General features: G+C 48.2%; 13 protein-coding genes and 1 riboswitch. Of the genes, 3 read left to right on the forward strand and 10 right to left on the reverse strand.

All coding sequences use genetic code 11. The annotated features are described in order from the left end of the window. Nucleotides 1–190 precede the first annotated feature (190 nt). Nucleotides 191–1,027, forward strand: coding sequence for a hypothetical protein (locus AAAA73_RS01230; RefSeq protein WP_340596324.1), 837 nt, complete (start codon nt 191–193; stop codon nt 1,025–1,027). Between the two features lie 32 nt (nt 1,028–1,059). Here AAAA73_RS01230 and AAAA73_RS01235 read toward each other — a convergent pair whose 3' ends face one another. The 6 genes from AAAA73_RS01235 to AAAA73_RS01260 form a co-directional block, all read right to left on the reverse strand. Continuing rightward, complete coding sequence (locus AAAA73_RS01235) at nt 1,060–2,061, reverse strand: zinc-binding dehydrogenase (protein WP_340596325.1); 1,002 nt, start codon at nt 2,059–2,061, stop codon at nt 1,060–1,062. A gap of 78 nt (nt 2,062–2,139) precedes the next feature. Beyond that, nucleotides 2,140–2,382: a hypothetical protein gene (locus AAAA73_RS01240; protein ID WP_340596326.1), complete on the reverse strand. Its 243-nt coding sequence runs from the start codon at nt 2,380–2,382 to the stop codon at nt 2,140–2,142. 154 nt (nt 2,383–2,536) lie between these two features. Next, nucleotides 2,537–3,316, reverse strand: a complete 780-nt coding sequence (locus AAAA73_RS01245; protein ID WP_340596327.1) for a hypothetical protein — start codon at nt 3,314–3,316, stop codon at nt 2,537–2,539. A gap of 136 nt (nt 3,317–3,452) precedes the next feature. Beyond that, a complete protein-coding gene (locus AAAA73_RS01250) occupies nt 3,453–4,319 on the reverse strand; it encodes an endonuclease I family protein (RefSeq protein WP_340596328.1) in 867 nt (288 codons plus the stop codon). Beyond that, nucleotides 4,313–4,410, reverse strand: a riboswitch (purine riboswitch). It overlaps the preceding gene by 7 nt. A 177-nt stretch (nt 4,411–4,587) precedes the next feature. Then, a complete protein-coding gene (locus tag AAAA73_RS01255; protein WP_340596329.1) occupies nt 4,588–6,399 on the reverse strand; it encodes a hypothetical protein in 1,812 nt (603 codons plus the stop codon). Between the two features lie 4 nt (nt 6,400–6,403). Further along, nucleotides 6,404–7,087 carry a hypothetical protein gene (locus AAAA73_RS01260; RefSeq protein WP_340596330.1) on the reverse strand — a complete coding sequence of 228 codons (684 nt, stop codon included), beginning with the start codon at nt 7,085–7,087 and terminating at the stop codon, nt 6,404–6,406. A gap of 287 nt (nt 7,088–7,374) precedes the next feature. On the opposite strand from AAAA73_RS01260, the gene AAAA73_RS01265 reads away from it, so the two are divergent. Next, nucleotides 7,375–8,046 carry a glutathione S-transferase family protein gene (locus AAAA73_RS01265; RefSeq protein WP_340596331.1) on the forward strand — a complete coding sequence of 224 codons (672 nt, stop codon included), beginning with the start codon at nt 7,375–7,377 and terminating at the stop codon, nt 8,044–8,046. A gap of 35 nt (nt 8,047–8,081) precedes the next feature. Here the strand turns inward: AAAA73_RS01265 and AAAA73_RS01270 are convergent, their stop codons facing one another. Next, complete coding sequence (locus tag AAAA73_RS01270; RefSeq protein WP_340596332.1) at nt 8,082–8,279, reverse strand: hypothetical protein; 198 nt, start codon at nt 8,277–8,279, stop codon at nt 8,082–8,084. Between the two features lie 133 nt (nt 8,280–8,412). Between AAAA73_RS01270 and AAAA73_RS01275 the strand changes: the two genes are divergently transcribed. Then, entirely contained in the window at nt 8,413–9,012 is a 600-nt protein-coding gene (locus AAAA73_RS01275) for a hypothetical protein (protein WP_340596333.1), read from the forward strand. A 34-nt stretch (nt 9,013–9,046) separates the two neighbouring features. Here AAAA73_RS01275 and AAAA73_RS01280 read toward each other — a convergent pair whose 3' ends face one another. From AAAA73_RS01280 to AAAA73_RS01290, 3 genes are all read right to left on the reverse strand, one after another. Next, on the reverse strand, nt 9,047–9,874 hold the full coding sequence (locus AAAA73_RS01280) for a helix-turn-helix domain-containing protein (RefSeq protein ID WP_340596334.1): 828 nt from the start codon (nt 9,872–9,874) through the stop codon (nt 9,047–9,049). Nucleotides 9,875–10,179: 305 nt separating this feature from the next. After that, on the reverse strand, nt 10,180–11,682 hold the full coding sequence (locus AAAA73_RS01285) for a DUF1552 domain-containing protein (protein ID WP_340596335.1): 1,503 nt from the start codon (nt 11,680–11,682) through the stop codon (nt 10,180–10,182). A gap of 9 nt (nt 11,683–11,691) precedes the next feature. Further along, nucleotides 11,692–13,878 (reverse strand): DUF1588 domain-containing protein, encoded by a 2,187-nt coding sequence (locus AAAA73_RS01290; RefSeq protein ID WP_340596336.1) that lies wholly within the window; start codon nt 13,876–13,878, stop codon nt 11,692–11,694. Nucleotides 13,879–13,936 lie beyond the last annotated feature (58 nt).

The raw sequence follows: 13,936 nt of genomic DNA on the forward strand, positions 1-13,936 counted from the left end.
ATAAACTCGCTCAGTTCCGAGCGTTCTCGCATCTCGTTATCGTTGCTTAAATAGTCTCATAATTTTTCAAACCAAAGTCTCAGAACTTACCACCAGTTCTTTGCACATCTGTCATTCGGTTTTCAAAATTGCAGCGTTGCAAGGTTACCCTTCTGTTATTGCGCAAAAACAAGGCGCCAGAGGGAGAACGATGAATAGAAAACTTTTATTCAGTGCCGTAGTGACCGCGACTCTTGGTCTAGTTTCCGTTTCTTGTCAAAGATCAGATAGTGGTGAGTATCAATTCACAGAACAGACAGAAAATTCCGAAATTGAAAATGAGCAGAATTTCGCAGTAGATGATTCCACAGATGCAACCGACGCAGTAACTGATACCACAGCCACAGATTCAGAAGATATCGTGGACCATATCGTTAATGGTGAAAACGAGGACGAAGGCCACGACGGTCATGATCATTCTGAAACAGCGGACACGGGAGTCGGTGATGATATTTTGGCGCTCGGTTGTGTGAAGGCGTCAAACTCCCAGGAAAATCAAGTTCGTCTGGGACTTGATAAGAAAGAAAAGTTTTTGGCAAGATGTGCATCCGAAACTTCGAACTCTTCATGGTGTGCTCAGTTGATTCGTCCAAATCCAAGCAGCTACAACACATTCAAATGTACTTATGGATCCAGTCAAACCCATGTATTGATTCATCCGGATGAATCGACGTGGAAGTATCCAATCACGGCAGTGAAGGTGATCAAAGATCTTCAGGCGAAGGGGTTGAAAGTCAGCCAGATTTACAACTGGTGGAGACCCGAACCCTACAACAAAAACGTTGGTGGAGCAGCAGGCCGTCATCCCTACGGGACTTCAGTTGACGTGCGCTTTGCAAGTACTTCCACAGCAACGAAGGCTTTCTCTGAACTTTGCAAAATGCGTAAAGCAGGTCGCATCCGCGCGATCGGTCACTACGGCAGTGCATCCCTGCACATCGGTGTCGGTGATAAGTTAGCCAACACCTGGGGTAAATACTGTAACTAAGATTTTTTACGGGCTCCTTCCGAATGATTCAGTCAGGGAAGGAGCGCCATTCTGGATTTGATTTTTCCTTCCGAAAGTTCCGTCAGCCAGTGATTGACCTCATTCATTTTACCGGTCTCAACTTGAGGATTTATTTTCTTTTGCGCGATCAGCTCAAAGATTTCCTTCATCTCCTGATGAGTTCCCCAAAAGGATCCCTGCACCCGCAATTGAAAGCTGGCAAAGGCTATGGTTGAAACAGGAACCGTCATGGCGCCCAAACCAACCAGTACGATAGTGCCCCCGTTCTTCACATAGTTCTGTGCTGTTTTAAATGTTGCTTCGGCTCCCACGAAGTCAACGACCACGTCGAATTTTCTATTTTTGATTTTCGTATCCAGATCTTTGGAGTTGTAGGCTTCCTGAACGCCCATTTGTTTTGCCAGAGCCAGGCTTTCCTCGCGCAAATCAGAGGCGACAACTTTTGCACCCAATGCCAGGCCGATCTGTACACCATTCATTCCCAATCCACCAAGGCCAATAACCAAAACAGAAGAGTTGGTTTGCACCTCGCCCAAAGTTTTCATCGCGTGATACGGGGTAAGTACGGCGTCGGTGGCCACAGCCGCGACCTCTGCTGAAATTCCGGCGGGGACTTCCACGATATTTCGTGCTGGAACTTTTAAGTATTCCGCATAAGCGCCGTCCGTGCCTAAGCCAATAAACTGCCGTGTCGGGCTGTCACACAGATTGTCTTTTCCCGCACGACAGAAATCACAATCGCCGCAAGGATTAGGTCCGTGGACCGCATACAGGGTGTTTTTTTTGAATTGCCCTTTTACGTCGGCCCCTTCTTCCACTATTTCACCGCAGGCCTCATGTCCCATGGTGAAAGGATGATCGTAGGACACTTCACCGTGCAACACGTGCAGGTCCGAATGGCAGATGCCGGCCGCGCGAATTTTAAGTACGACTTCACGGGGGCCCGCCGTCGGTTTCGGAATATCTTCAATTTTTAGTTTGTGTTCTCCAGGTATATAGCGAGCGGCAAACATGGGGCCTCCAGTTCTAAGTAAGTTACCGTCATTCTATATTTTCGTCATTTCCGGTGCAGCTTGTTCGTTGGCACGGGGTTACTTGGCCATGGAACTGGGGGAGCGGTGGGGCTTGATGTTTTGGGCAATGGCAGTTTTTGGTTTTTTACTTTGGTTGGCAAAAATTCGCACCGAGTCCTTGGAGTCTTTCACCGGGCAAAGCGTGACAATAGCCAAAGCAGCGATGAGCAAAAGCGCTGAGGGGATAAAAAGGAGCAATCGCTTTTCACGGTATATGGGCATTTGCATAGGTTTATAAGAAGGACCCTTCTCGAACTTCATGCAGAACGTATCGGTATTCTTGTATATAAGTTTATGTTTGATTTGTTTTGATCCGGGTCAAATCTGGAATTGTATCAATTCGCGTGATTTTAGCAGATCTTTGACCCGGTTTTGAGACAGAAAAGGCTCGTTTTTAGAATGTAAGTTGCAACTTCTAAAATACTAAATTCATCTGGGCTTTGCCCTCCACATCAGGGGCTCCATCGGGATGCACCACGCGACCAAATGCGCCGAAAACCAGATTCAGAGGAACGGCCTTGCGAAGAAGAAGTTTTGTAAAAGAGATTCCCACCGGGACGGTCCACTGTTCGCCGTTCAAGGTCGCATCATATGTAATATTATTCAAAGGGGAGAAAGACCAGCCGCCACCCATGCGATAGGAAAGGAGTGGTTGAATGGTCAGTAAATTAACATCCTTCCGGTCATCGTCTCCGGCAAAGGACCAATTCTGATAGATCAGGCCGCCCACTGAAAGGTATTCGGAAGTATGAACGATACCGAGGGCAGGCCCTGCGCCGAATTTGCCACTTGAAATTCGCTCATCCGCTCCAGTGGGTAAAGCGATCATCGCGCCATAGCCAAATGCCCATGGACCGGAAGTGTTTGGAACATAGAAGCCCTGGTATATCAGATCAGATACTCCAGAGGCACTGTCTGTGCCATCTGCAAGTGGGGAAGTAACCGTGGGGATGATCACACGATTTACCAGACTCCAGCTTTCAGACATTTGAGCTGCGAACACCGGCTGAACGTTAAACACTGTTTGTGTTTGGTAGCTTTTCGCAGTGTTGGTGTAAAAGTTGTATTGCAAAGGCAGAGTCGTAAGATTGGCGAATGGATTTGCCAGTTCTTTTTCAAGATCTGAAACTTCGGCAAAAGCATTGGCGGCGACGAAAGCGGACAATAATGTTGCAATGATGAGCGATAGCTTCACAACGAACTCCTTGTTTAGGTGGATTCTTGGCAAGGCTATCGAAATGGTCTGAAAAAGAAAATCTGGACCGGGGAAAGTTGTCAGAGATCAGATAAAAAAAAGAGCCAAAGTTTCCTTTGGCTCTTTTGAATTCAATTTAGAATTTATTAATTTTGTCAGTCAATTCAGGGTAATCGATGAATGGGTTTCTGTTACCTTGAATCATATGAATCGCGTTGTTGCGAGCCATCTCTTCATCATCCACTGGGTCTTCTTTGTCCCATTTGCGCAAGAACGCTTCCTGGCGCGGGCTGATTGGCAGGCTGTAGTGAACAGAGAAATAGAACAAGGCGCGAGCAACGTTGCCTTTGTGGGCTTGAGGTGGTTCAAACACGTCATTGCCGCCAACTGCTGGTTTACCGAAACGGGAAACGGGGCATTTCAATTTTTTAGCATCACGTGCAACTTCACCGAATTCGTAATTGCCACGGATGGAGTTCAACTCGTTGTCTGTTGGATACAAGTGATGCAAATCTGATTTTTGCATGCCTGTGTTGAATTGGCCGGAAAAACGGCTTTGTGGCCAAGTGTGCTCTGTATTCAGGATGTTGCCATCTGGGTATTTGCCAGGAGCGGGTCCGCGGGAAGCCGGGAATTCTTCGTCTGTACGAAGAACACCACAATAAACGTCACTAACAGCGTAGTGACCGTTTACTTGAGTCAGGTAGTAAGTACCCATCAACCAAGCGCGAGCACCATCGTAGCCCAAAGAAATGTGTTGGTAGCAACCTTCGCCAGAGCAATGCTCTGAAACTTCATCGTACTTGCCAGGAATCTGTTTGTGTTCGCCGCGCAGAATTTGCTGCAGGCGAGCGACCAATGCGCCATTGGAAGCGCCGTTTGCCAGGTCTTTGTAAAACTCTTCACCGTAGTAAGGAATACCTTGGGATAGGGAAGCGGCATTGCCCGAGATTGCGAAGAAAATCGAACAAACAACTAAAACTGCGGAAAGCATTGCTTTCATTTTATACCTCTCATAGACAGACGTTTACGGTGTCCGGTAGAAACGCGATCCCATATTGATCACTTATATGCGGTTAATCTTGGACAATGTTCTGTCCCATTGACGGAACTCTTGCAAATTAATATTGCCAATTGTTAAGACTTGGAGTGTCACTTTTGTCATGATTCCTTGCGTCGTCGACTCATGCAGAGAGTAAATTTTCAATCTTGTCCAAATCCAAACATGACTAAATAAAAAGGCGGACTTCTTGGGTCCGCCTTTTTTGCTTTTATATTTTACCGATGACCGTAGCGAATTCCGCGCGATTTTGGTTGATCAGATTCGTGGACTCCAGGATGGCAGCCTCAATGCGGGTTTTTTCTGCAAAGTAAGGAGCCAGGGCCTTGTTCAGTTCAGACTCACGACCTTGAGTGGCTTGAATCTTGGCCAGAACATCCTGGATTTTTTTATCCGTTGCGGAAAGACCTGCCACCGATTGGGAACGAGTCGCCTGGTAGCTGGCTTGAGTCTGCTCCAAAGACTTGAGTTCGTTCTGGCGACTGACGACGATGGCTGCTTTCGCATTAACGTCGGCTTTCTTCGCAGCATAGCCAACACTTTGATCATAGGACTGAAGTGCTGCGTTTCTGTTGGTGACTTCATCACGGGTGCGTGACACGGCTGCCTCAATGGCAGGACGCTGACTGCGCAAATCAGAAATTTGATTTTGCAGTCGCGGAATCACACCGCTTTGATAGTCATTGATCTGATTTGCGATCGAAGTGTAGGACTGCAACTTTGAATCAAGCTGAGTGCGAGTCACAGACACGTTTTGACTTAAGCGATTTTGAATATTGTAGGTTTCGTTTTCGGCATAGCTGCTGACTTTGTTCATCAGGCTGTTGCAGTACTCACTTCCGCCTCTGCTGCAATATTCAGTGATCGGATGCCATTGAATGCGGTCATGGCGTTCGCGGTTATAGTCGAAACCACGATAGATGGAATCGGTGGCGTTGGCATACTGACGGGCCGTTTGAATTTCGCTATCAAGCTGGGACAAACGGCGATCCAGATTGGAAACCTGATCCTGGGAATAGTTGAGCTCGGACTGTTTGCTTTGAATACTTTGGTCAATGTTGGACAATTGACCTTGGTATTTCGAAAGATCGGTCTTGGAGTTTTGTGCCAGTGTACTAAGGCGTTGATGTTCAGCCTCATAGGGTGCCAGCACTTTCCATGCATCATCATAAACGGCATTCGCCTGAACGACTTCCGCTTCTTTGGAGTTGATTAAACTCTGCTGCGTGATGATTTGCTGATCCAAGGATTGAATTTTCATTTCAAGTGCGGATTTTTGACTGCGCAGGGTTACGAGCTCCTTCGTGGTCAATTGATCCAAGGATCCTGTAACCTGACCCAGCTCCTGGATTTGTTTTGCATATTGGGAATTCAATGCCGTCAACTGGCGTTGGTAAGACGCCCTTAGGGTGTTGGTGTTGAATGATTCCTGATACAGGGAGCGAAGTTGTGCGGATTGATCTGCATTGAATTTAAACGGGTCCATTGTCGCTGTCATTGCCGGCACGAAGAATTTTTCAAAATCCACAGCCACCAAAGATTTACCACCTGCACACTGAGTTGCCAGAGCATCAACTATATCGCTGGAGCCGCGAAGTGAAAAATCAATCGCCTTTGCGGGTTGATTGGGCGCCAATGCCTGAACCAACAAACGAGTTTGGCGTTTGATATATGCTACGAGTGCATTTGTATCGGTCGGCACCTGCCAGAAAGACAGTGAGCCATCGGCGTTTTGCAATGGAATGAATGCAAAACTTTGGATGGGTTTGACTTCCGTAGTAAAGCGAAAAGCTGTGGCTAAGCCAGAGGCATCGCGGATGTATGCCTCTACCGGAGTGTTACCGGATTTTTCGAAACGCAATTCAAAGCGGTACGTTTGACCGCCGACATTTCGTAAAGTTGAAGCAACGCAGACAGAGCTGGTGTCATCGAGTGACCAATCTTTGACAGTCACTGGTTTTGCGAATGCAAAATTTGAAATCAGAATGCTGGATGTAATTAGTGTCAGTCTTAGTGCATTCATTTTTTTAGTTCCCTTCAACTTGAAGAAGTTCTGAAGTTTCCACATTCATATTGCGCGGACCAGGTTTGCCAGGGCCTGGTCTACCAGGTCCCGGTTTGCCGGGGCCGTCAGGGCGACCCGGGCCACCGGGCTTGCCAGGGTTTGGCTTCGGAGCTGGAGCTGGTGGCTTCGGAGCCGGCGCTGGTGGCTTTGGAGCCGGCGCTGGTGGCTTTGGAGCCGGCGCTGGTGGCTTCGGAGCCGGAGCTGGTGGCTTCGGAGCCGGAGCTGGTGGCTTTGGAGCCGGAGCTGGTGGCTTCGGAGCTGGCGCTGGTGGCTTCGGAGCTGGCGCAGGCGGCTTGGGTGCTGGCTTCGGAGGATTTGGTTTTGGAGCAGGCGCAGGCGGCTTCGGTGCCGGTTTCGGTGGATTTGGTTTTGGTGCTGGTGGTTTTGGGCCCGGTCCCGGTTGAGGTGGGCGAGGCGCAGGTTTTGGCGGCGGAGCCGGTGGGTTTTCCGGGCGTTTTGGGCAGCGACGTGATGACACTGTTTCTGCTTCGTTGTTGCAGCTAACAACTGTGCAGTTTGCGAAATTGCGTTGGCAAAGATTTACGGCAACCTGTTCGGCATTCCAGCGATCATCGCCAGCGCCTTTTACTCTGATTTGATTTCCAAGATAGTCAGTTCCCACCGCTTCACATGTTGAGTATTCCAAAGAACATGTTTCAATGCAGTCACCGTGTTTATCATGGCAAGATCCACAACTGTCGTGACCTCCCCAATGTTCTTCCCATCCATTGTCCCGTGCACTACATGTAACGCGCGACGCAAAGGCGGGGGCTGTACCGAACGACATTATTAAACTCAAAATCAGACACAGTGGTTTCATTATGGCTTCTCCTCCAGGCAAAGAACTCACAAATGCAACCGTTATACCAATTAAATTGGTGTACTTTTGCGACCGGTCGGTAGAAAACCGTTAACTAAGCAAGGAGTTTCATCGTGGCTTTTCATGTTCATAGCGACAAACCGTTCTTCGATCTTATTATTGGTGACAAAACTTATTCTTCTTGGTCCATGCGTGCATGGCTGGTTGCCGTGCAATCAGGTCTTCCATTTAAAGAGATCAAAATCAAATTGGATGAAAAAAACACGGCAGCACAAATTGCCAAGTACACAGACTCCGGCAAGGTTCCCGTTCTAAAGCAAGGTAAACGTGTGATTTGGGATTCTTTGGCGATTGCAGAATACCTGAACGAGCTTTCTCCACAGGCGCAGTTGTGGCCTGAGGACGCTGGCACCAGAGCGTTAGCCCGTAGTTATGCGGCAGAAATGCATTCGGGTTTTCAGAACCTGCGCACCAATTTAACCATGGACTTGCAACGCACGGAACCTCTTAAGCATCTGACTGCTGGCACGTGCGAGGATATTGAACGCATTATAAAAATGTGGAAGGATGCCTTGAAAGTGAGTGAGGGGCCGTTCCTATTTGGGGAGTTCTGTATCGCCGACGCTTTCTTTGCGCCTGTGGTTTTCAGATTCGTGAATTACGGTATTAAGATCAAAGACCCGATGGTTAAGCAGTATATGAAAAACATCCAAGGCCACCACGGAGTGCAATTCTGGGTGGAAGAGGCCCTGCAGGAAAAAACCAAAGGCATAGAATTTAAATAATATAAAAAAAGGCCACTTGAGCAGTGGCCTTTTTCTTATCCGAGGCGGCAGCCTTCTTTAGCAGCGATGCGCGGGGCTTTGTCCAGGATGCGCGACATACAAGCGCCTTCCGTTTTGAAAGCCATCTTTTGTGTGGCTTCAATTTTAAATTCTGAAGGTTGCGCCGGAGAGAGAGTAATGAAGGCTCCGACCAGTGACAGACTTACAAACCCCAATGCGATTGTTTTGATCATTTGATTTCCCTTATCCCATTACTAACAGCTGAATAATTTATCGGTCGATTTCGGACTGGACCAAAGGTTTATTTGCAAAAATCTTAGACGAAAAATTCAGAATTTAGTCTCAGAATGATACATCGGGGGTTGCATGAAGTGTGCGCTGGTCCTTTTGTTGTCTTTATTCGCATTAAATTCTCACGCCATGGTTTTGTTCGAACCTATGGCGGCCTACGAAGTCTCCGGTTCGACGGCCATCGAGTTCACGCCGGCGGGCGAGGCGATTAAGGGCGTTGAGAAACTGGATGGCACTCATTTAGGTAGCATTTCTTACGGAGCCCGCTTGGGGTGGGTCTTTGATAATGCCGCGTGGATTGCCGGTGAGTACATGGCGGCATCGGGCGGGAAAATCAAGTACGACACTCATGAGGATGAATTCACCCGTGAATCTTATGGCGTGGATTTGGGGATGTGGTTGGGACGTTGGAATTTGTGGGTGGGGTATAACATCGCCGACAAGTTAAATATCACTCAGCAGGGAGCCACCGAGAAAGACGAGATCACTGGAACTGCGATTCGCGCCGGAATTGGTTTCCTGGTGTTTCGCCATTTATCAATTAATGTTGAGGGCGCCTACCGAACTTATAATGATGGTAAATCTGAATCTGACACGGTCTATGAAAACATGGACCAATACGTCGACAAATTCAATCAAACGACCGTAACAGCGGGGCTGTCGTTTCCGTTCTAATAAAAAAGGCACCCCTGAGGTGCCTTTTTTATTTCTATAAGTTTTCAATTTTTCCGGCAATATCATCCAGGTCATTTAAGAACTTCGAGCTCTGCGGCAGCAAGGTGTGTGCATTCAAAATCACCGCCGTCATCAACTCGTCCTCACCGTAAGCCTTTTCCTCGATTTTGCTGATTGCATGAAGCTGGGTGATGGCGGCCGTCGCTTCGGTCGCCCATTTCAAATAACTTTCTTTGGTCAATTTGATGGATTGACTGGAGTAGGTCGCAAAGGACTTGTGATCGCGTGTTTTTTCATCAATGGATGCTTCTTTGTTTAAGGCGTCTGTGATGATGTTGGTAAAGAAATCACCAGTGCCATCGATCCAGCGCTTATAATAGGTTTTGGACAGGATGCCATTGCCAAAGTTCACAGAGCCGTCAAAGGTGGACTTCACACGCAGTTTGCCGGTGACTTTAATCATTCCCAGATTTTCAAGTTTCACCAGATACTTGTCGACAGAGAGTTTGTTAAGCTTGTATTTCTCGGCAATTTGCTGAGGCGTTTTTCCATCATGGATCTGCAGGAAAAAAGCCAGATAGTTCATGTTTTTAACCAGAAACTTTTGTTGTTCATCGCTCAGACGGGCCGGGCCCTGTGCGACTTTTGTACTTGCCGAGAGTGCATGTAAATCTGAAAGATTTAAATCCAGAATTTCACAAATTCTAAAGAGGTCATTCAAACCAAGATCGTGATCACCCATCCAGCGTTTGATGGTGGGAACCGAAACGTCCATTTCCTGCGCCAGATCCTCGTAGGTCATCTTGCGTTTTTTTAGTTGCTCTTTAAGAACAGATTTTATTTTCTGAATTTGAATATCCATACTTTATATCACTCCAGTTCTGGTAACCTTCGCCGAATTCTTTTTCCAGAACGGCGACGTCTTCTATTGTGGGACCAGAGAACAATAGCCAATGAATAAATGCTTTCATCTACTTCCTCCTTGTTAGGGTGGTGGTGTCTGAAAGCAGAATGGCCTTGATCCCAGGGGCTCGCAAGAGGCAATAAGAAGGTATCATTTTTTGAAACCAAAAAGCAATATCAGGATCAAAAAGTGGGAAATAAGATAGGAATTAGATACCAAAAGAAAAGGGCCTTCTGTGAGGCCCCTTTTATTGATTTGAATTTTTAGCCCGTGATCAGTGGCAGGATCTCCCTGCGATGATTCACTCCCAGGTAAGTGTAACTCGATTCCAAGGTGCCATACACACCGTAACCCTGAGTGGTGCCCACTTCATAATCTGCGGGCTGCATACCCATGGCTTGCATGATTGTTATCAGCAATTGATTGTAAGGACGGCCCCGTTTGTAAGCGCTCTCGTCGCCACCGATAGGGCGGCGAGTGGAGCCATAAGACGGACCGTAATCAATGTGACGACCGGGCTTAATAAAGCCACCAGCACTTCCAGCCAGCAAGACCGGATTGTTCACAGAGTTATGAGCATTGGTGTCTTTCGTTGTACCTTGGTCATTGCCCCAGAAAATCAGGGAATTATCCAGATAGGTGGCACCGGTATTGGTGTCTTCGACTGTGTTCATATTGGTCAAGAAACGGGAAACGCGATTTGCAAAGAAAGTCATCATTGCAAGCTTCATCGTACGCAACTCCGCCGTACCGGCGTGATTAATATCCTCGTGGAAGCGGTTTGAACCGGTGATGCCAGGAACAAAATTGACCGAGCCACTGAAATAGTCGTAAACGTGCATCATCAAAGTAGCCACTTGGATTTTGCCACATTTGACTCCCACTTCAATCACATCAAACATCTGGTCAATCACCACTTGGAAATCCGCTGGATTCGAGGACTTCGTCGGAGAACTGCTTGGTCCTGACGGGGACGAACAAGCCACCGGTGGAGTGGTTGTTACGATGCTGGAGTTTAGTTTCTTTTGCAGGTCTGTGATCAGGGCCATGTGTTGCTCAACGCGGGCCAAGTCATCCTTTGAAAGACGTTTGTTCGAGCGCAGTGACTGGTATTCTGCAAAAACTTTATCGGCCACCAGGATATCCCGGCGAGTCAGTTTGTTGGGATCCGCAGTTGGTGTTGTGGTGCCGGTTGAGGTTCCAAACATATTTGAAAAAACGGCCGAAGGATTGAATTGCCCCTGAACGTATTGTTTATTCAGGACACTCATTTGCGAGGCCCCGTTGTAGTTTCCGTCGTCCACTGACTTCACATACAAATTCAGCGGTGAGCCCCCATACAGGAATTTTGCAATAACCTGGTCGATACTGGAGACTGCTTCAGAAACCACACCGCCGGTCAGCATGCACTCGGCATTGTGATTTGGAGTTTTAGATAAAGGATCCAAGCGGGAAAGAATAGTTAGCTTCGAGCGAAGGGCATCAAACTGCGTACCCAAAACCGGCGACATAGCGCCGGGAATTGCCGACAATGCCACCTGACGAGCGTAAGTTTGCGACTCCGTCCAAGTGAACTTGGCTGGGTCGGGCAACCATTGCTCCACGGCCTGACAGTGACCATTGTGGATGGCGATAAAACGTTTTTTTAAGTTTGGACCCGTTTGCGCCTCCGCATAAGGCAGCATGGATGGCAAGAAGGGCAGGGCTAAGGCGAATGTTCCTGAACCTCTTAAAAACTGGCGACGTGATAATTTATTCCAATGCATACGAACCTCTTAAAGGGCCCCGCGTTTACGCAAACGGAAATTTGCATCAAACGCCGGTGATTTAATCATATTTAAAATAGTACCTGGCTGGTCACCGCTGGAACTCGCTTTGGACGGATCCGTCAGTTGTGAGAAGCTGGTGTTCATAGAGCAGTTGTCCGCGGCAGTGATCGCGCGGCCCATCGTGTAAGTGCCCCATTGTTTAACCATACAAGCCGGACCGCGGGAAGAGTTGGCAATGGCGTGAGCCATTTCTGCCGGACCATTCACCTCAGGGTCATTGGCGGATTCAATGTTAGGTTTCACTTTTGAGTTCACCGGGTGGCTGGCAATGATCTTGCCTGTGGAATCAAAGATACTCTCCACCGTGCGGTATTTCCCGAAGGCATTGTAATTTTCCAAAACAAAGCCCATTGGGTTGATCAACGAGTGGCAGGCCTGGCAGCGAACCGCTGCTGTGCGTGTTTCAATTTGCTGACGTTGAGATTGCGTTGGATCCGGGATCGGTGGTGCAAACAGATCTTTTTCATCCGGACCAATTGTAGGCAGTGGGATGGAATCGCATAGAAGATTTCTGCGAACCACCAGACCACGATGCACCAGACTTGTGTTATCTGTTGGAGCGAACATGAAGCCGACGCGACTCATGACTCCCTGACGTTCTGCCGCAGGCAAATCAACACCTTTTGCGACACCGTAAATTTGCGTCAGTGCTGTGCCTTGCGTGAACGACGCATTGGAAGCCATAAGGTGTTTGTAAGTACCAGCCACTGTGTAAGTGAAGTAGTTGGTGAAGTCTTTCATCTCCTGCACGGCTTCTGGTTGAATGGAGGCGCGAGGCACATTGCCCAGGAACCAGGTCGAGTGATTTGATGAAGGCATGCGGTTGATACCCAACCACTGGCTGTAGAATTCGCCCACGTGCTCTTTGGAATCTGCTGTTGCGAACACGCGATTGACGATAGTTTTGTAACCATCTGCCGTAGCCAGGTTGCCATTCGCTGCATCAGTTAGCAAAGCCGCATCTGGACCGCGCCCCGTTGCCAGGAAGGCGATACGTGATGCAAGTTCGTAGTCGGTGAGTTTAACCAGATCTTCACGACCATTCACTGGAGTTCCGTTCAGTTCGATCTTGTAGAGGAAATTCGGTGACTGCAACATAGCCATGATTGCAACCGTCAAACCGTCATTAAGATTGCCGCCGTATTCAGAGTTATAGAGGTCTTTATAAGTCTGTTGCTCTGCTGTGGTCAGTGGGCGGCGGAAGACCAATCGACCAAAACCATTAAAGAAGTTATTCCAGCAGGAATCAGTCATGCTGCTACAGCTACCCATTGCCGAGGATCTCCAAGTGGAGCTTGCGACAAACAAGCCGGCAACTTTTTTAGCCAGAGTCATATGCGCTTCGATATGAGCTGCGGAAACTGACGAGTCCGTAGTGTCAAAAACTCCGGTCACAACATCGGCCGGAAGATTGTCGATGTCTGTTTGCAGGGAATCAATGGATACTTTGCCGTAAGAGAGCAACTTCAATGTTTGTAGGTACTCACGACGCGAAAGACGGCGCAGATCACGAACTCCTGGGTCCTCACCCGGTTGGCAGGCAAACGTATTCGCAGGCACTGTCGGTGACGGCGAAGGAGTTACTGTTGGCGATGGAGACGGTGATGCAGTAGGGGACGGACTTGCCGTTGCCGTTGCTGTCGGGGAAGGCGAAACTGTCGGCGAGGGTGTTGCGCTTACAGTTGGAGACACCGTAGGCGAAGGTGAAACCGTCGCAGTTGGCGAAGGAGATGGTGTCGGAGTTGTTGTACCCGGCGAACCCGGATTTAAAGCCAGAGCAATCAGTTCCAATTGGGAATCTGACAAAGCCTGGAAGGCAAACATTTGAGGAGTGTTGGCGATCGCAGTTTTGATATCGATGAGTGATTTGCCTGACACTGTTGAATTTTCGAAAGCACCATGGCAGCCAGCACAGTTTTGTGCATAGAGCTGTTTACCGGCTGTGACATCCGTGGACTCATCCACGTATTCAGGCTGATTGGTGCCTTCAATACTTTGCAAATTGCTGATGACGGTAAAGCCCTCGCCACAGTTCTGAAACGAAAAGATCGTCACGGTGGCACCAGCTAACAAGATGGCTGGCTTAACGCCAATGCGCTTAAATTTTGTGATGATGGTCTGTTTCAATTTCATCCCCCATAAACGGAACACGACTCATTTTCAAGAATAGCAGAGGGATTTGGGGTCAAAA

The organism is Bdellovibrio sp. GT3, from assembly GCF_037996765.1.
GTDB lineage: Bacteria > Bdellovibrionota > Bdellovibrionia > Bdellovibrionales > Bdellovibrionaceae > Bdellovibrio.

Bases quoted from the DNA above. Each gene is read 5' to 3' on its own strand.
- AAAA73_RS01230 (WP_340596324.1), top strand. From the start codon at position 191: ATGAATAGAAAACTTTTATTCAGTGCCGTAGTGACCGCGACTCTTGGT.
- AAAA73_RS01235 (WP_340596325.1), bottom strand. From the start codon at position 2,061: ATGTTTGCCGCTCGCTATATACCTGGAGAACACAAACTAAAAATTGAA.
- AAAA73_RS01240 (WP_340596326.1), bottom strand. From the start codon at position 2,382: ATGAAGTTCGAGAAGGGTCCTTCTTATAAACCTATGCAAATGCCCATA.
- AAAA73_RS01250 (WP_340596328.1), bottom strand. From the start codon at position 4,319: ATGAAAGCAATGCTTTCCGCAGTTTTAGTTGTTTGTTCGATTTTCTTC.
- AAAA73_RS01255 (WP_340596329.1), bottom strand. From the start codon at position 6,399: ATGAATGCACTAAGACTGACACTAATTACATCCAGCATTCTGATTTCA.
- AAAA73_RS01270 (WP_340596332.1), bottom strand. From the start codon at position 8,279: ATGATCAAAACAATCGCATTGGGGTTTGTAAGTCTGTCACTGGTCGGA.
- AAAA73_RS01275 (WP_340596333.1), top strand. From the start codon at position 8,413: ATGAAGTGTGCGCTGGTCCTTTTGTTGTCTTTATTCGCATTAAATTCT.
- AAAA73_RS01280 (WP_340596334.1), bottom strand. From the start codon at position 9,874: ATGGATATTCAAATTCAGAAAATAAAATCTGTTCTTAAAGAGCAACTA.
- AAAA73_RS01285 (WP_340596335.1), bottom strand. From the start codon at position 11,682: ATGCATTGGAATAAATTATCACGTCGCCAGTTTTTAAGAGGTTCAGGA.
- AAAA73_RS01290 (WP_340596336.1), bottom strand. From the start codon at position 13,878: ATGAAATTGAAACAGACCATCATCACAAAATTTAAGCGCATTGGCGTT.